This is a genomic window from Streptomyces sp. NPDC110618 (genome assembly GCF_055657065.1).
Map to the genome: position 1 here is coordinate 91,260 of NZ_JBVKBN010000016.1, position 17,579 is coordinate 108,838.

The 17,579-nt window shown below is 72.4% G+C and carries 14 protein-coding genes; 6 read left to right on the plus strand and 8 right to left on the minus strand.

Going from position 1 to position 17,579, the window contains the following annotated elements; genetic code table 11:
* Positions 1–161 precede the first annotated feature (161 nt).
* Together ACZ7L7_RS25685 and ACZ7L7_RS25690 are read left to right on the plus strand one after the other, a co-directional pair.
* Positions 162–632, plus strand: coding sequence for a cation:proton antiporter regulatory subunit (locus ACZ7L7_RS25685; RefSeq protein ID WP_471431126.1), 471 nt, complete (start codon positions 162–164; stop codon positions 630–632).
* Positions 633–638: 6 nt separating this feature from the next.
* A complete protein-coding gene (locus ACZ7L7_RS25690) occupies positions 639–1,880 on the plus strand; it encodes a cation:proton antiporter (RefSeq protein WP_285514211.1) in 1,242 nt (413 codons plus the stop codon).
* Between the two features lie 275 nt (positions 1,881–2,155).
* Here the strand turns inward: ACZ7L7_RS25690 and ACZ7L7_RS25695 are convergent, their stop codons facing one another.
* From ACZ7L7_RS25695 to ACZ7L7_RS25720, 6 genes are all read right to left on the minus strand, one after another.
* The gene (locus ACZ7L7_RS25695; RefSeq protein ID WP_285514210.1) at positions 2,156–3,211 is read right to left on the minus strand and encodes a PucR family transcriptional regulator; all 1,056 of its coding nucleotides are present in this window, start codon (positions 3,209–3,211) and stop codon (positions 2,156–2,158) included.
* A gap of 55 nt (positions 3,212–3,266) precedes the next feature.
* Complete coding sequence (locus ACZ7L7_RS25700) at positions 3,267–4,487, minus strand: cation:proton antiporter (RefSeq protein WP_453603102.1); 1,221 nt, start codon at positions 4,485–4,487, stop codon at positions 3,267–3,269.
* 537 nt (positions 4,488–5,024) lie between these two features.
* Complete coding sequence (locus ACZ7L7_RS25705) at positions 5,025–6,557, minus strand: potassium/proton antiporter (RefSeq protein ID WP_453603100.1); 1,533 nt, start codon at positions 6,555–6,557, stop codon at positions 5,025–5,027.
* 25 nt (positions 6,558–6,582) lie between these two features.
* Entirely contained in the window at positions 6,583–6,894 is a 312-nt protein-coding gene (locus ACZ7L7_RS25710) for a DUF3040 domain-containing protein (RefSeq protein WP_453603098.1), read from the minus strand.
* A 162-nt stretch (positions 6,895–7,056) separates the two neighbouring features.
* A complete protein-coding gene (locus ACZ7L7_RS25715; protein WP_285514206.1) occupies positions 7,057–8,355 on the minus strand; it encodes an ArsB/NhaD family transporter in 1,299 nt (432 codons plus the stop codon).
* On the minus strand, positions 8,352–8,534 hold the full coding sequence (locus tag ACZ7L7_RS25720) for a hypothetical protein (RefSeq protein WP_453603094.1): 183 nt from the start codon (positions 8,532–8,534) through the stop codon (positions 8,352–8,354). Before ACZ7L7_RS25720 ends, ACZ7L7_RS25715 begins: the two co-directional genes overlap by 4 nt.
* 312 nt (positions 8,535–8,846) lie before the next feature.
* Between ACZ7L7_RS25720 and ACZ7L7_RS25725 the strand changes: the two genes are divergently transcribed.
* From ACZ7L7_RS25725 to ACZ7L7_RS25735, 3 genes are all read left to right on the plus strand, one after another.
* A complete protein-coding gene (locus tag ACZ7L7_RS25725; RefSeq protein WP_472077353.1) occupies positions 8,847–9,794 on the plus strand; it encodes a HAMP domain-containing sensor histidine kinase in 948 nt (315 codons plus the stop codon).
* Positions 9,795–9,883: 89 nt separating this feature from the next.
* Complete coding sequence (locus ACZ7L7_RS25730; protein WP_472077355.1) at positions 9,884–10,543, plus strand: response regulator; 660 nt, start codon at positions 9,884–9,886, stop codon at positions 10,541–10,543.
* Between the two features lie 380 nt (positions 10,544–10,923).
* Positions 10,924–13,878, plus strand: a complete 2,955-nt coding sequence (locus ACZ7L7_RS25735) for an AfsR/SARP family transcriptional regulator (RefSeq protein WP_472077357.1) — start codon at positions 10,924–10,926, stop codon at positions 13,876–13,878.
* Here ACZ7L7_RS25735 and ACZ7L7_RS25740 read toward each other — a convergent pair.
* Together ACZ7L7_RS25740 and ACZ7L7_RS25745 are read right to left on the minus strand one after the other, a co-directional pair.
* Entirely contained in the window at positions 13,860–15,551 is a 1,692-nt protein-coding gene (locus ACZ7L7_RS25740; protein WP_453603087.1) for a bifunctional 3'-5' exonuclease/DNA polymerase, read from the minus strand. The two genes, ACZ7L7_RS25735 and ACZ7L7_RS25740, sit on opposite strands and share 19 nt — an antisense overlap.
* A 48-nt stretch (positions 15,552–15,599) precedes the next feature.
* On the minus strand, positions 15,600–16,055 hold the full coding sequence (locus ACZ7L7_RS25745) for a DUF3515 family protein (RefSeq protein WP_472077359.1): 456 nt from the start codon (positions 16,053–16,055) through the stop codon (positions 15,600–15,602).
* Between the two features lie 288 nt (positions 16,056–16,343).
* Here ACZ7L7_RS25745 and ACZ7L7_RS25750 point away from each other — a divergent pair, with 288 nt between their 5' ends.
* Positions 16,344–17,492, plus strand: coding sequence for a DUF2786 domain-containing protein (locus tag ACZ7L7_RS25750; RefSeq protein ID WP_472077361.1), 1,149 nt, complete (start codon positions 16,344–16,346; stop codon positions 17,490–17,492).
* Positions 17,493–17,579 lie beyond the last annotated feature (87 nt).

The window sequence follows — 17,579 nt, forward strand, 5'->3', positions numbered from 1 at the left end:
CTCAGCCTCTCACCTGCGGCGACCTGTGTTTTTCTTTCATTTTTCTTACTTTCGGGGGAGGGTGCTGCCGACGGGCCGGGGGGCGTCGCTAGGGTGTCGTTAAAGAATTGGCCAAAGAAACGTGTGATGGAGACAGGGGGGCAGCCGTGGGTGCTGCGCGGATGAGCAGTACGCCGTTGCCGGGCATCGGGGTGCGGTACGACCTGGTGACGCGGGAGCAGCGGCCCCTGTCGGTGGTGGCGCATCGGGACGGGTCGCGGACGCTGTCTGCGTACCGCAAGGACGATCCGGATGCGTGTGCGTTGTCGGTGCGGCTGACGTCCGGTGAGGCGGAGGCGCTGATCGATGCGTTGATGCCGGCGCATCACAGTCCGAGTCTGCTGTCGACGACCGAGCTGGGTCTGGTGGCGGAACGGATCGAGCTGGCGGCGACCTCGCACTGGAACGGCCGTCATCTGGGGGAGACGCGGATGCGGACCGAGACCGGGGTGTCGATCGTGGCGGTGCTGCGGCGGGCGGAGGCGATTCCCTCGCCGGGGCCGGACTTCCGGCTCGCGGGCGGGGACACGCTGATCGTGATCGGGACCCGTGAGGGTGTGGACGCGGCCGCGGCCATCCTCGGCCGGGAGTAGACGAACGTGCACTCCTCCGCCATCTTCCTGATTGAGTTCGGTGCGATCATCCTCGGCCTGGGGTTGCTGGGGCGGTTCGCCGGACGGTTCCAGTTCTCCCCTATTCCGCTGTATCTGCTGGCCGGGCTTGCCTTCGGGCAGGGCGGCATCCTTCCGCTGGATACCAGTGAGGAGTTCGTCGCGATCGGTGCCGAGATCGGGGTGATACTCCTGCTGCTGATGCTGGGGCTGGAGTACACGGCCAGTGATCTTGTCTCCAATCTGAAGACGCAGTATCCGGCGGGGCTGGTCGATGCCACGCTGAATGCCCTTCCTGGGGCGGCGATGGCGCTGCTGCTGGGGTGGGGGCCGGTTGCGGCCGTTGTGCTGGCCGGGGTCACCTGGATTTCGTCGTCCGGGGTCATCGCAAAGGTCCTCGGGGACTTGGGGCGGCTCGGTAACCGGGAGACGCCCGTCATCCTGAGCATCCTGGTCTTGGAAGACCTCTCCATGGCCGTGTATCTGCCGATCATTACCGCTCTGCTGGCGGGGACGGGGCTTGCGGCGGGCAGTGCGACGCTGGCGATCGCGCTGGGTGTTGCCGGGCTCGTGCTGTTCCTTGCCGTGCGTTACGGGCGGCACATCTCCCGGTTCGTCTCCAGTGACGATCCCGAGAAGCTGCTGCTGGTGGTGCTGGGGCTGACGCTGCTGGTTGCGGGTGTCGCTCAGCAGTTGCAGGTGTCCGCGGCCGTGGGGGCGTTCCTGGTCGGTATTGCCCTGTCCGGTGAAGTGGCCGAGGGCGCGCACAATCTGCTTGCGCCGTTGCGGGATCTGTTCGCGGCCGTGTTCTTTGTCTTCTTCGGGCTGCACACCGATCCGTCCAGCATTCCGCCGGTGCTGCTGCCCGCGCTGGTGCTGGCCGTGGTTACCGCGCTGACGAAGATTGCCACCGGGTACTGGGCCGCGAAGCGGGCCGGGGTGTCCGTCAAGGGGCGCTGGCGGGCGGGCGGCACGCTCGTCGCGCGCGGGGAGTTCTCCATCGTGATCGCCGGGCTTGCGGTCACCGCGGGGATCGAGCCGTCGTTGGGGCCGCTGGCCACCGCGTATGTGCTGATCCTGGTGATCCTCGGGCCGCTCACCGCCCGCTGGACCGAGCCGATTGGGACCCGGCTGCAGGCGCGCTTCGGCAAAACCGCCCCAGCCCCGGCTGCTGGTGAGGTTCCGGCTCCCCGTGCCGTCGAGGATCAGGACGCCGTGGACCAGGCCTGATGGCGCCCCGCGCGTGGGGGCGGGATGCTTTTCGCCCCCACGCGCGATGCTTTTCGCCCCCGCCGCCCCTTCCCGTTCCCGTCCCTGGGGGCTGCGCCCCCAGCCCCCCATCGGCCCTGGACGGGCCTCGTCCTCAAACGCCGGACGGGCTGAAAAGACCGGGCAGGCTGAAAAGGACCCACGGGCTGAAGGCCGGGCAAGCTGAAAAGGACCCACGGGCTGCAGGCCCGGACAGGCTGAAAAGACCGGGCAGGCTGTGAAGGGACCGGAGTGGTCTACAACGGTCGTCCCGGCCAAGCCAGCAGGCGGGCTCCGATGACCGCCGTCTGCAGGGTGTACCGGTGGGACGGGTCCGTGGGGTCGATGCCGGTCAGGGAGTGGATGCGTTCCAGGCGGTAGGTCAGGGCGCGGACGCTCAGGGAGAGTTGGCGGGCCGTTTCCGCGGCTACGCAGCCGGTGTCGAAGTAGGCGGTCAGGGTGTCCAGGAGGGGCTGGGCGCCGCCGCGGGCCTGCTGGAGGGGGCTGAGGGTGCTGCTGACCAGGTCCACCAGGGCCTGGCGGTCGCGGGCCAGGACGGGGAAGACCAGGAGGTCGGCCGCGCGGAGCAGGGGGTCTTCGTAGCCCATGCGCTGGGCGACGTCGAGGGCGTTGAGGGCTTCCTCGTAGCTGTGGCCGATGCCGACGACGCCGGGGCGCGGGCGCCCGATGGCCACCTGGCCGCCCTCGGTGGCGGCGTGGGCCTGCTTGGCGAAGTGGGTCAGGACCTCGTCCTGGTCGCCGGGGGCGATGCAGAGCATCCGTCCGTCCTTGGTGGTGAACAGGATGCGGCGGTTCTCGAAGCGGGCGAAGACGGCGTCCGCCACCTGGCGGGGCACGGGGTCGGTCTCGTCGTACTTGGCGGGGCCCTCGGCGACGGCGACCGCGTGGGAGCGGGACAGGCGCAGCCCGAACCTTTCGGCACGGGCGGCGAGGTGTCCGGGGTCGCCGCCGCCGTGCAGCAGGTCGTCGATGAACTCCCGGCGGGCGGCCTCCTCCTGCCGTATGACCATGCGCTGGGCGCGCTCGTAGCCGTCGGTGAAGGCGTCGATGGCCTGTTCCATGACGGCGACAACGCTGTCCGGGGAGGCCGGGGCGGGCCAGGCGGCGCGGCTGGCCGCCAGGTGCTCGCGCACCAGTGCGCGCCAGCCGAAGCCCGACCCCGCGGCCTTCGCGCCGAGTTCCCGGCGGGACTCCAGTTCCTGCCGGGTGAGGCGGCGACCGGTGGCGGCGGCGTCCGCGAGGATCTCGGTGTATCCGTCGAGGAACTCGTCCAGTGTGTACTGCCCGGTCACGTACGCCTCCTGCCCCACTTGCCAGTGTCGGTCGTCGATTCTGCCCCCTGCGGGCTCAGACGCGGGCCGGGGCGGACTCGGTCGACTCCGCGTCGGCGCTCTCCTCGGCGGGAGCCGTCGCCGCGGGGCGGCCCGTGACACGGCGGGCCAGTGGCTCGGTCCAACGGGCGGTCAGCGGGCCGACGATGACCAGGATCAGGACGTACGCCGTGGCCAGCGGGCCGATGCGGGGTTCCACGCCGACCGCCAGACCCGCGATGACGATGGAGAACTCGCCGCGTGCCACCAGCGTGCCGCCCGCCCGCCAGCGGCCCCCGCCCTGGATTCCGGCCCGGCGTGCCGCGTACCAGCCGGTGGCGACCTTGGTGAGCGCGGTGACGACGGCCAGGATCAGCGCGGGGATCAGGACCGGCGGGATGTCCGCCGGGTTCGTGGACAGGCCGAAGAAGACGAAGAACACGGCTGCGAAGAGGTCCCGCAGGGGGGTGAGCAGGTTGCTCGCTCCCTCTGCCACCTCGCCGGAGAGCGCGATGCCGACCAGGAAGGCACCGACGGCCGCGGAGACCTGGAGCTGCTGGGCGATGCCCGCGACCAGCAGGGTCAGGCCCAGCACCACCAGAAGCAGCATCTCGGCGTTGTCCGAGGAGACCGCGCGGCTGATCAGGCGGCCGTGGCGCAGGGCGACGTAGAGGACGCCGCCGACGGTGCCCAGGGAGATCAGCAGGGTGACCGTGCCGCCGGCGAGGCTGACGCCGGCCAGCAGGGCGGTGAGGATGGGCAGGTAGACCGCCATGGCCAGGTCCTCGATGACGAGGACGCCGAGGATGACCGGGGTCTCGCGGTTGCCGAGCCGCCGCAGGTCGCCGAGGACCTTGGCGATCACGCCCGAGGACGAGATCCAGGTGACGCCCGCCAGCGCGACGGCGGCCACCGGACCCCAGCCCAGGACGAGCGCGGCGACGGCACCCGGTACGGCGTTGAGGACGAAGTCGACGGCACCGGACGGGTACTGGGTCTTGAGGTTGGTGACCAGCTCGCTGGCGCTGTACTCCAGGCCGAGCAGGAGCAGCAGCAGGATGACGCCGATCTCGGCGCCGGTCGCGGTGAACTCCTCGCTGGCCTGCAGCGGCAGGATGCCGCCGTGGCCGAAGGCGAGCCCGGCGAGCAGGTAGAGGGGGATGGGGGAGAAGCCCATGCGGCCGGCGAGGCGGCCCAGCAGTCCCAGGGCGAGAATGATGGCCCCCAGCTCGATGAGCATGGCGGTCGTGTTGTGCACGGGCGTCTCCTCCGGTTCGGTTCGGCGACGGCGTCAGTGCCTTTGGTGGCTACGGGCGGCGCGCGGGCGCCGCCGGTGAGGCCGGCGGTGCGCCCGGGGTAGGCGGGGGCGGTCAGCCGGGCGGGCGTGACCGGGTGGGTTCGGCGCACTCGGGTTCACCGGAGAACGGTCGGGTCGGTGCCCGGTCGCGCGGCGGTGCGCGGTCGGTCGGGTGACTCCGGGTGCGTGCGTCGGACCTGGAACTCAGGCGCCGGGGACGGCGCGGCCGGGTTCAGGCACGCTGTCGCGAGCGGTTGCGGGCACGTCAACGGCCCGGACGACTCGATCCATGTCATGCCCCCCTCGCGCCGAGATCCGGAGAACTCCTCCGGAAAAACCAACCTCACAGATTGAGCGATCAGCCGCTCAATGGAGCGTCAAGGCTCGGTAAAGAAGCATACCGTACGACTATTTGCGCATAGTGGTTCATCGGCTCGCATAGCCACAGAAAGGGATTGGCAAACGCGGCGATTTACTAAGCGATATGCCCGTAATGCGTTATTCGCTCCGTGCGGGCGTAAGAGGATGTTCCGGTTCGGGCGCTCCATTCTCGCCGAGCCAGCGGGCGAGTTTGCCGCCTCTGCCGATGGCGCGCAGCCTGCGTTCCGCGGCCTCGCGGGTGCCCGGGGTCGTGATGAGAAGCAGCTCGTCGTCGGCGCGCAGCACCGTCTCCCGGTCGGGAACGAGGGTCGTGCCGTCGCGGACGATCAGGGTGACGACCGTCGGGGGCGGCAGCCGCAGTTCGAAGACGGCGACGCCGTGCAGCCGGGAGCCCTTCGGGATGGCGACGGTGAGCAGGTCGGCGTCGAGGACGTCGAGGGGGGCGCTCTCCACCTGGACGTCGCGCAGCGCGTCGGCGCGGGTCAGGCCAAGCCGGCGGGCGACGGCGGGCAGGGTGGGGCCCTGGATCAGAGTGAACAGGACCACGAGTACGAACACGATGTTCAGCGCGTCGCGGGCGCCGGTGATCCCCTCCACGATGGGGAACGTGGTCAGCACGATGGGCACCGCGCCGCGCAGACCGGCCCAGGAGATGAACGTCTGCTCGCGCCAGGGGACGCGGAAGGGCAGCAGACAGAGCAGGACCGAGACCGGGCGGGCGGCCAGCAGCAGGACCAGGCCGATGACGAGGGCCGGGACGATCGCCGACGGCAGTTCACTGGGGTCGACGAGCAGACCGAGCATGACGAACAGGCCGATCTGGGCCAGCCAGGCGGCGCCCTCGGCGAACGACCGGGTGGCGGCGCGGTGGGGCAGCCTGGAGTTGCCGAGGACCAGGCCGGACAGGTAGGCGGCGATGATCCCGCTGGCGTTCACCGCGCCCGCGGCGGCGAAGGCGATGATGCCGAAGCCGACCGTGGCCAGCGGGTACAGACCGGTGGCGGGCAGTGCGATACGGCGCAGGGCGAGCGCGCCGAGCCGGCCGATCAGCACGCCCAGGGTGCCGCCGACGGCGAGCTGGTAGACCAGGTTGCCGACCAGGGGGAGCGGGCCGGGCAGGTCGGCCGAGGCGGTGGAGAAGACCAGGACCAGGATGATCGTCGGGGCGTCGTTGAAGCCGGACTCGGCCTCCACCAGCGCGGTCACCTTCTGCGGCAGCGGCAGCGCGCGCAGGACGGCGAAGACGGCGGCGGCGTCGGTGGAGGAGACGATCGCGCCGATCAGCAGGGCGAGGTGCCAGTCCATGCCGAGCAGGTAGTGCGCGCCGGTGGCGGTCACCACGACCGAGATCGCCACCCCCGCGGTGGCGAGCACGGCGGCGGGGGCCAGCACCCGCCGCACGTTGGTCCACTGGGTGGTCAGACCGCCCTCGACCAGGATGACGCCGAGGGCGGCGGTGCCCAGGGCCTGGGCGAGCTGGGCGTCGTCGAACTTCAGCCCGAGGCCGTCCTCACCGGCGACGACGCCGACCGCGAGGAACAGCAGCAGGCTGGGCAGGCCGACACGGTGCGCGGTACGCGCGGCGGCGATGCTGGCCAGCAGCACGGTGCCGCCGATCAGCAGGGTCAGATACAGCTCGGGCAGGGTCATCGGGCTGTCCTTTTGTCGTCAGGCATCAGTCCGAGGGCCGCTGGGGTCGGGACCGGGGCGGAAAGTTGCGGTGTCTGCGGGCGGGGCGCTGGGGGTCGAACAGCTCCCCGGCCATCCCGGCGAGGACCAGCCCGGCGGAGATGAGCAGCCCGTGCGCCAGCACGATGCCGGCGGCCAGTACGGCGAGGGCGGTGCCGAGCAGCAGCCAGGCCCGGGTGTGCCGGTACTCGCGCGGCCGGCAGGGGTGCCCGTCCCCGAGGCCCCGCGCGAACCGGGGGTCCTCCCGGTGCAGCCGGGACTCGATCTCGGCGAGCCGTTTGTCAGGGAAGCGGTCCATGTCCTCCTCCTCCCGGCGCGGGGTGATGGGCAGGCGGGGGAACCAGGGGGAGAGGCGACCATGCGGCCTCCTTTCGGGGTGGGGCGGGTGCGGGCGGGGGCACGAGGGGCACACCGGCCACCCGCCCCCCGACCCCGACCGCGGCGGACGCATCCATGGCGATCACGCCAGAGCGAAGTACCGCAGCCACACATAGGCGCCCGCGATCGAGACAGTGACGGCTGTGACGAGCAGTCCGTACCGGCTGAACTGCCAGAACGAGATGTGGTGGCCCTCGCGCTGGGCGATGCCGATGACGACGACGTTGGCCGAGGACGCGATGATCGTGGCGTTGCCGCCGAGGTCCGCACCGAGGGCGAAGGCCCACCAGAGCATCCCCGCCTCGTCGGGCCCGCCCGCGGCGGTGACGATCTCCGAGACGATCGGACTGACGGAGGCGACGAAGGGGATGTTGTCGATGACCGCGGACGGTACGACCGAGCCGAATACCAGCGCCATCGACGTACCGAGGAGGTTGCCCTCGGTGGCGTCGGCCGCCATCCGGCCGAGGTCGCCGATCACCCCGGTCCGCACCATCGCGCCGACCATGACGAACAGCCCCGCGAAGAAGGCGAGGGTCTCCCACTCCACGTCCTTGACCACGGCACCAGGGCTCAGCCTGGAGGCCGCGAGCAGGATCAGCCCGCCGCTGATGGCCACCACCGAGGGCTCCAGATGCAGCACGGTGTGCAGCACGAAGCAGGCCATCACCACCGTGATCACCACGCCGGACACGGCCAGCAGCCGGGCGTCCTTGATCTCGTCCTTGGGGTTCAGTTCCATGACGGACCTGGCGCGCTCGGGGTCGTAGCGGAACGCGTCGCGGAACATCACCCGGCACATCAGGACGAACACGATCATCAGCAGGACGACGACGGGCGCCATGTGGATCAGGAAGTCGTTGAAGGACAGGTCCGCACGAGAACCGATCATGATGTTCGGCGGGTCCCCGATGAGGGTCGCCGCGCCGCCGATGTTGCAGGCCATCACCTCGGCGATCAGATACGGGATCACCGGCAGCGCGAGCCGCCGGCAGACCAGGATCGTCACCGGGGCGATCAGCAGCACGGTGGTGACGTTGTCCAGCCACGCGGACAGGAAGCCGGTCGCGACCGTCAGCAGCACCATCAGCCGGTACGGTCTGCCGCGCGCCCGCCGCGCCGCCCAGATGGCGATGAACTCGAAGACGCCGGTACGTTTCAGCACCGCGACGATCAGCATCATCCCGAGCAGCAGGAAGATGACGTTCCAGTCGATGCCGGCGTCCTCGGAGAAGAAGGCGTGCTCGGGGTCGGTCGCCCCGATCAGCAGCATCACCACCGCTCCGCCCAGCGCGGCGGCGACCCGGTGCACCCACTCCGTGGCGATCAGCACGTAGACGGCGGCGAACACCGCCACCGCCAGCCATGCCGTCAGGCTCACCGGGGGCCCTCCTGCACGCCGTTCGGACCCTGCCCGGCCGTGTCGGCGCCCGCGCACCGGCGCACCCGCGCCGCCGCCTCGCGGCGCGACAGGCGGACCCACGGAACCGGGTCCCCCAATGCCGGGGCAGCGCCGTACAGGGCTTTCGTGTGGTCGGACCGCTCCGGCAGTGCGTACATCGGTGCGAGCTCCCCTCTCGTGATGCGACAGAGCCGCCACCCCGTACGCCCCTCGCAGGGGACGGCGCCCCCGCGCACACCCGGCGGGCATGGCGGTGCGGCCGTGGCCATCGGGCCGGGGGACGGTGGACTGCCTCCACCCTCACTCCCGCACCGCGAGGCGCACTATCGGGTCCTCCACCCAAAAAGGGGTGGGCCGGACCTGTAGACGGGGGAAAGGGGAATGGGTGCCAGACCCGATGGACGCGCGGCCCGCCCGGCGCCCAGGCTTGTCGGTGGGTGCGAGGACCAGCTCAGGAAGGCGGTACGCGGGTGCCCTTGTTCTGGAGGATCTTCCTGCTCAACGCGGTCGTGCTGGTCACCGCCACCGCCCTGCTGCTGGGCCCGGTCACCGTGTCGACACCCGTCCTGCTCACCGAGGCCGCGATCCTCACCGTGGGCCTCGCCGCGATGCTGATCGCCAACGCCCTGCTGCTGCGCATCGGCCTGGCCCCGCTCCAGCGCCTCGCCCGCGCCATGATCACCACCGACCTGCTGCGCCCCGGCGCCCGCCCCGCCGTCGGCGGACACGGCGAGGTCGCCGACCTGATCACCACGTTCAACACCATGCTCGACCGGCTGGAGGCCGAACGCGCCTCCAGCGCCGCCCGTGCCCTGACCGCCCAGGAGGCCGAACGCCACCGCATCGCCCAGGAGCTGCACGACGAGATCGGCCAGACCCTCACCGCCGTCCTGCTCGACCTCAAGCGCGTCGCCAACCAGGCGCCGGAACCGGTGCGCGAGCAACTGCACCAGGTCCAGGAGACCACCCGCGCCAGCCTGGACGAGATCCGCCGCATCGCCCGCCGGCTGCGCCCCGGAGTCCTGGAGGAACTGGGCCTGACCAGCGCTCTGAAGTCCCTGGCCACCGAGTTCACCGGCCCCACCCTGTCCGTACGGCACGACATCGCCACCGACCTGCCGCCGCTGGGCGACAACGCCGAACTCGTCCTCTACCGCGTCGCCCAGGAGAGCCTGACCAACACCGCCCGGCACGCCGCGGCCACCCGCGTCGGCCTCACCCTGAAACGGACCTCCGACGCCGTGGAACTGCGGGTGCGCGACAACGGCAAGGGCATCGGCGGCGCCCCCGAAGGCGCCGGGATCAGCGGAATGCGCGAACGCGCCCTGCTCATCAGCGCCGACCTCGGCCTCGGACCCGCTCCCGGCGGCGGCACCGAGGTCCGACTGACCGTCCCCGTCCGCCACCGGAGTCAGTGACCATGACCGACCGCCACCGGAGTCAGTGACCATGACCGACCGCCACCGGAGTCAGTGACCATGACCGACCGCCACCGGAGTCAGTGACCATGACCGAGGCGACGCCCACCCGCATCCTGCTGGCCGACGACCATCACCTGGTGCGCCGCGGGGTGCGCCTGATCCTCGACAGCGAACCGGACCTGACCGTGGTGGCCGAGGCGGGCGACGGGGCGGAGGCCATCGAGGCGGCCCGCAGACACCGGCTCGACCTCGCCATCCTCGACATCGCGATGCCGCGCCTGACCGGTCTGCAGGCCGCCCGCGAACTCTCCCGCAGCCAGCCCGAGCTGCGCATCCTGATGCTGACGATGTACGACAACGAGCAGTACTTCTTCGAGGCGCTGGCGGCCGGGGCCTCCGGGTACGTGCTGAAGTCGGTCGCCGACCGCGACCTCGTCGAGGCCTGCCGGGCCACCATGCGCGGGGAGCCGTTCCTCTACCCCGGCGCCGTCAACGCCCTGGTCCGCAACTACCTCGACCGCATCCGCGAGGGGCAGTCACCGCCCGCGCGGGCCATCACCGACCGCGAGGAGGAGATCCTCAAGCTCGTCGCGGAGGGGCACACCTCGCAGGAGATCGCCGACATCCTCGTCATCAGCGTCAAGACCGTCGAACGCCACCGCGCCAACCTGCTGCAGAAGCTCGGCCTGAAGGACCGGCTGGAACTCACCCGGTACGCCATCCGCGTCGGCCTGATCGAGCCCTGACCGCGGTGACGGGTCAAGAGGTGGACGCGGGCCCCGGTCGTTCACCTCCGACGACCGGGACCCGTGTGCGTCCGCGGATCCGGCACGGCGGCAACACTCCCCCGAGCAACGCGTCTTACGCGCGCACCGTCGCTCCGGCTCCGATGAAGTGATCACATCAGACCGCACCAACGGATCGCTAACATGTGGCCAACGGTTTTCCGGGCCGGCGGCGGGCGGCTGACGCGAAGTCGCCGCGGCGGTCTTGCCGGACGGCCGGAACAGTAGCGGATCCCGGCGGACAGGCCGACGGGGCGTGATGGCGGAATCTGGCCGTCCACAGGCGGTATCCCGCCAGTGACGGCCGTGGTGCGCGGCGGGCGCGGAAGGGCAGTGGCGGCGTGAAGCGGTGCGAGCTGCGGTTCGGGCTGCTGGGACCGCCGGTCCTGTACGACCGTGGCGGCGACGGCCCCGTGGCCCGTCCCGTGGGCAGCCCCAAGGCGCGGCTGCTGCTGACCGCCCTGCTGCTCGAAGCGGGCCGTACCGTCTCCGTCGACGCGCTCAAGGACGCGCTGTGGGGCGACACCCCGCCCGCCTCCGCCCACGCCTCCCTGCACAACCACGTCACCCGGCTGCGCCGGCTCCTCGACGACCCCTCCCGGCTGCGGTCGGTGCCCCCCGGCTACCGGCTCCGGGTCGAGGACGGCGAACTCGACATCCACCTCTTCGACACCCACCTCGCCGCCGCGTGCGCCGCCCACGCCCGCCGCGACTGGCCCGGCACCCTGCGCGCCTGCGCCGCCGCCCTGTCCCTGTGGCGCGGCGACCCGCTCGCCGGGGTCCCCGCCGAACTCGGCGGCTACGCCCTCACCCAGCGCCTCGCAGAGGCCCGCCTGCTCCTGCTGGAGTGGCGCTACGACGCCGAACTGGCCCTCGCCGACGGCCGCCTCGACACCTTGCTGCCCGAACTGGCCGCGCTGGCCGCCGAGCACCCGCTGCGCGAGGCCTACCACCGTCAGCTCATGCTCGCCCTGCACCGCGACGGACGCCGCGCCGAGGCCCTCGCCGTCCACCGCGACCTGCGCCGACGGCTCGTCGAGGAGCTCGGCGTGGAGCCCGGCCCCGCCGTGCGCGAGGCCCACCTGGAGGTACTGCGCGAGCAGGAACCGTGTACACCGGCGCCTCGCCCCGCCCAGCTCCCGCCGCCCCCGGCCCACTTCACCGGCCGCACCCGTCTCGCCGGGGACCTGCGCGACGCGCTCACCGCCCCCGGCCCCGCCGTCACGGTCCTGACCGGCATGGCGGGCATCGGCAAGAGCGCCCTCGCCCTGCACGTCGCCCACGGCCTCACCGACCGCTTCCCCGACGGCCAGCTCTACGTCAACCTGCACGGCGCCACCCCGGGCATGCTCCCGCTCACCCCCGCCCAGGCCCTCGCCGCGCTGCTGCGGGACGTCGGCGCAGACCCCCGCTCCATCCCCGAACATCCGGACGCGGCAGCCGCGTTGCTCCGCTCCACGCTCGCGCCCACCCGTACCCTGCTGCTCCTCGACGACGCCGCCAGCGCCGCCCAGATACGCCATCTGCTCCCCGCCGGGCCGGGCTGCGCCGTGATCGTCACCAGCCGCTCCTCCCTCGCCGCCCTCGACGGCGCCCGGCGCTTCCCGCTCGCGCCCCTGTCCGACGAGGACAGCGCCGCACTGTTGCGGGCCGCCTCCGGACGCGACGACGGGATCGACGCCGCCCACCCGCTCGTCGAGCTGACCGGCCGCCTCCCGCTCGCCCTGCGGATCGTCGCCGCCCGGCTCGCCGCCCGCCGCGCCCTCACCCCGGACCTGCTGGCCGGCCAGCTCACCGCCACCGACCGGCGCCTGCACCACCTGGAGTACGACGACCTCAGCGTCCGTCGCTCCCTCGCCGTCGCGCACGACGCGCTCGCCGCCTCCGACCGCGCGGCCGACCGGGACGCCGCCCTCGTCCTGCGCCGTATCGGCGCCCTCGACCTGCCCGAGTACGGCGCACCCCTGCTCGCCCACCTCGGCGGCACCGGACCGCGGCGCGCCGAGGACGCCCTGGACCGGCTCGTCGACGTGGCCCTGCTGGAGGAGACCGCGCTCGGCCGCTACGTCCCGCACGACCTGGTCCGCGACTTCGCCCGCGAACTGGCCGCCACCGACGACGGCGACGCGGTCGCCGAGTCCGCCCTGGGCTGGTACGCGGCCCTCGCCGAGCACACCGTCATCGCGCTCGTCGAACCCGGCCTCGACCAGGACGACCGGCGCCGCCCGACCCCCAGCCAGCCGCCCGAGCACGCCGAACAGGTCGCCGCCACCTGCCCCTTCGACGGCCCCGAGGCCGCCTTCGCCTGGGGCGACGCGGAACTGGAGAACATCGTCGCGCTCGCCGAGCGGTACGCCGAGTCCCCCAACCACCGGATCGCCGCCCGCCTGTGCACCCTGCTGCGGCTGATCTTCCCCTACGTCCACCGCAGCGGCCGGGTCGCCGAGATGGAGGTCCTCGGCCGCGCCGCGCTGCGCAACACCCGGCGCCTGGCCGACGAGGCCGCGGAGGCGTACGCCCTCGGAGACCTGGCCGGGGTGCACTTCCTGTCCGGGCGGCACACCGAGGCCCTCGCCCTCAACGACCAGGCACTGGAGATCTGGGAGCGGCTCGGGGTGCTCTCCTGGATGCGCCGCTGCCTGAACAACCGGGGCCTGCTGCTCGAAGGGCTCGGCCACTACGAGGAGTCGGGGCTCGCCCTGCGCCAGAGCCTCGCCTACTCACGGCAGTTGAACGACCCGTACGGCGAGGCCGTCACCCACCAGCACCTCGGCAACCTCTACGAGCACACCGACCCGCGCGCCGCCATCGAGCAGCACCGGCTCTCCCTGGCCATCGGCGAGATGATCGGCAACGTCCTCATCCAGCTCTACGCGCGGTGCAACATCGGCTACGCCCACCTCACCCTCGGCGAACCCCGCGCCGCCGCCCGGCACTTCGACGAGAGCCTGCGCGATCTCGTCGGCCAGGGCGACTGGCACGGCGAGTCGCAGACCCGGCTCGGCCTGGTCCGCTCACTGCGGCTGCTGGGCCGGACCGAGCGGGCCGAGCGGGAGTGCGCCGAGCTGCTGCGCCGCGCCGACGCCCGTGCCGACCGCTACACCGGCGGCCTCGCCCGCCACCAGCACGGACTGCTGCTCAGCGCGGCGGGCCGCACCGAGGAGGCCCGCGTCTGCTGGCGGACCGCCCTGGACGCCCTGACCGGCACCGACGAGAAGGCGGTCGTCGCCGAACTCACCTCCCTGCTGACCGACACCGGCGAACCCCCGACGGCCGATCACTTCGCGTCGGCATAGCACTCCACCACCGCCGTGGTGAACGGGAACCGCACCGGCGTTTCCCCGAACGTCAGCCGCCCCGCCAGCTCCGCCGCCTCCCGGATCGCCGCGACCACCGCCTGCGCCTCCTCCTCGGGACAGTGCACGATCACCTCGTCGTGCTGGAAGAACACCAGTTCGGCCTTCATTCCGGCGCACGCCTGCCGCAGCGCGGCGAGCAGCAGCAGCGCCCAGTCGGCGGCGCTGCCCTGCACGACGAAGTTCCGCGCGAAGCGCCCGCGGGCGCGGGCGTCGGTCGAGGCGTAGCCGGGGACCCACTGCTGCTGTCCCTCGTCCGAACCCTCCGGCACGTCCATCGGGATGCCCGCCTCCTCCTCCGCGTCCTCGCCGCCCCGCGCGGGCGGGCAGGTACGCCCCAGGAAGGTGCGCACCAGTCGCCCCTCCTCCCCGGCCCGCGCCGCCTCGTCGACGTAGGCGACCGCCCGGGGGAACCGGCGTCTGAGCGCGGCGAGGTTCTTCAGGCCGTCGCCGGAGGTCTGGCCGTAGACGGCGCCGAGCACCGCGATCTTGGCCTGGTCCCGGTTCCCGGAGAAGGCGCGGTCGGAGACGGCCTGGTACAGGTCGCTCTCCCGCCCCGCCACCTCCATCAGACCGGGGTCCCGGGAGATCGCGGCGAGGACCCGCGGCTCCATCTGGTCGGCGTCGGCGACGACGAGCCGCCAGCCGGGGTCGGCGACGACGGCCCGCCGGATCACCTTGGGGATCTGCAGCGCGCCCCCGCCGTTGGTCACCCACCGCCCGGTGACGGTGCCGCCCGCGAGGAACTCCGGCCGGAACCGCCCGTCGCGCACCCAGTCCTGGAGCCAGGACCAGCCGTGGGCGACCCAGATCCGGTACAGCTTCTTGTACTCGATGAGCGGCTTCACGGCCGGATGATCGACGGACTCCAGCTCCCACCGCCGAGTGGACCGCACCTTGATACCGGCCCGCGCGAAGGCCTTGACGACCTCGGCGGGCAGATCGGGCCGCACCCGGTGCCCGAAGGCCGCGGACACCTCGTCGGCGAGCTCGGCCAGCCGGCGGGGCTCGCCGCCGCCCGCGTACCGCTCACCGAGCAGTTCGCGCAGGACCCGGCGGTGTATCTCGGCGCTCCAGGGCAGCCCGGAGCGGTTCATCTCGGCGGCGACCAGCATCCCCGCCGACTCGGCCGCCGTCAGCAGCCGCATCCGGTCCGGGTGCGCGGTCCTGTCGTGCCGCCGCTGCTGCTCGGCGTAGACCTCCAGCAGATCGGCGAGCGGCAGGTGGACGGCCCGCGGTTCGAACAGCGAGGGCTGCGCGCCCGGCTCGGCCGCCCGCTGGGGCGGATCGGGCGGTACGGGCCCACCGCGCAGCCGCGCCAGGGCGGCCGCCGCGGAACGGGGCTCCCCGTACCGCCCCTCGTGACCGAGCAGGAGGGTCTCGGCGTCCTCGATGTCGTAGCACCGCTCCACTCGCACCCCCGTGGCGAGCAGTCGCGGATAGACCTCGGCGGTGGAACGCCAGACCCATCTCCGTACTTCCGGCCTGCCGCGCACCGCAGCGACAAGATCCGGTTCCCGCACGACCGGCCCCACGGGCAGCCCGTCCGGACCGAGGGCGGCGAGCTCGACCCCACCACCCTCGGCCGGCGCGAGCGCCCACCGGTCGGTCATGGTCGTGAGTGTGACAGGGGGGTCTGACAATGGCCCCCAGCAGCAGGTTCAGAGGGTGTCCTCGTACCCGAGGCACTTCCTCCTCTGGGGGATGCCGGCGACGGACTCGTTCAGCTCGACCAGCACACCGCCCACCTCCTCGCGGCCTCCGGTGTAGGTGACCTCGACGGCGGGGGAGCGGCCGTAGGTGGTGAGCACGCTCACCCCCGTCTCCTTCAGCCGCTTCTCGTCCAGTACCCAGTCGACGCCGTCGGCCGAGACACAGAGATTGACGGTGGGCTGCAGCTCCTCGACCCCGCAGCGGAGCACGGTCGACCCGTCCCCCCAGGACGCGACACCCTCCCCGATCACCCAGTCACGGTCCCCGGAGGCGACCTTGTCGGGGGACCGGTCGACGACGTCGGAGCACTTCGGGTCCCCCGCCTTCGGCCCGGACTCGACCCTGAGGGAGTCCACGAAGAGAAGCCCCGAGGAGATCACGGCGGCCGCGGCGACGAAGCTCACGATCCATCGCGGCCGGAGAACGCGACGCCAGGACCGACCGTGGCTCTCTTCCACTTCTGCACTGTGATCCATGCTGACCGCGACCTTCGAAACGCCCGGGTGGAGCGGCGCCGGCTCCCTGTGATGACACCCCATGATTCCCCATGCCGAACCGGCACCGTGCGGCGCCTCCCCACCCGCGGAGACGAGCGCCGACCACAAGGGGCCCTGCGCCGGCCGCGAGGACAGCGACAACGGCATGGAGCTGGGCGTGAACCGGCCTCCAGGCCCCCATGGCACGATCACTGCGTGACCAGCAAGCCCCGCACCGTCGACCTCGCCTTCCAGGCCGCCCTGCACACCGACTCCGACACCGCCCTGGACACCGGCGCCTCGCTGCTCGCCGCCGACCCCGGAGCCGACGCGGAGCTGGAGCGCCGGGGCCTGGAGTTCGTCGCGGCGGCGTGGCGGCGGGGCTGGCAGCCCGCCGACGTCGCGCGGATGGTCCGGCGGGACCTGGACGACGTACATCTGCGGCTGCTCGGGGCGCTCGTGCACGCGCAGGCGCCGGACGACGTCCCGCGAGGACCGCGCTGGCGGGCGCAGCTCGACGAGCTGGACGCGGCGCCCACGCGCGCGGGGGACCGCTTCACGCACGCCACCGCCGTCCTGGAGCTGTACCGCCTGCTGCTGCGCCTGCCGCCCCTGGAGCCGCTCGACGAGCCTCAGCGGGCGCGCGGCCCGGAGTCGCGGATGCTGACCCGGATCCGCGCGCTGCTCGCCAAGGCGGAGGCGACCGGGTTCCCGGAGGAGGCCGAGGCGCTGTCCGCCAAGGCGCAGGAGCTGATGGCCCGGTACAGCGTGGACGAGGCTGTCCTGGCGGCACAGGCGCCCGCGCCCGACGCCCCCGGCGCCTGCCGGATCGGGGTCGAACCGCCGTACGAGCAGGCCAAGGCCGTACTGCTGGACGCGGTGGCCGGTGCCAACCACTGTCGCGCGGTGTGGAACGAACCCCTCGGTTTCTCCACCGTCGTCGGGTTCGAGGCGGACCTGGAGGTGGTCGAGCTGCTGTTCACCTCGCTGCTCGTCCAGGCGCAGACCGCGATGACGAGGGCGGAGGCCGCCCAGCGGGCCGGCGGACGCAAGCGGACCAAGACCTTCCGGCAGTCCTTCCTCGCCGCCTACGCCCACCGCATCGGCACCCGCCTCGCGCGGGCCGCCGAGACGCAGGTCAGCGACGACCTGCTGCCGGTCCTGGCCTCCCGCGAGGTCGCCGTCACCGCCCGCCTGGACCGGATGTTCCCGGACACCACGACCACCCGGTTGCGCGGTGTCAGCGACGCGGCGGGCTGGCACGAGGGGGCCGAGGCGGCCGACCGGGCCCAGGTACGGGCCCGGCGTCCGGTCGAAGGGGACCGACTCGGCTCCAGGGGGACTGCCTCGGATCGAAGGACCTGACTCGGATCGAGGGGGACTGAGTCGGATCGAGGGGAACTGACTCGGACCGAGGGGGACTGAGTCGGATCGAGGGGAACTGACTCGGAC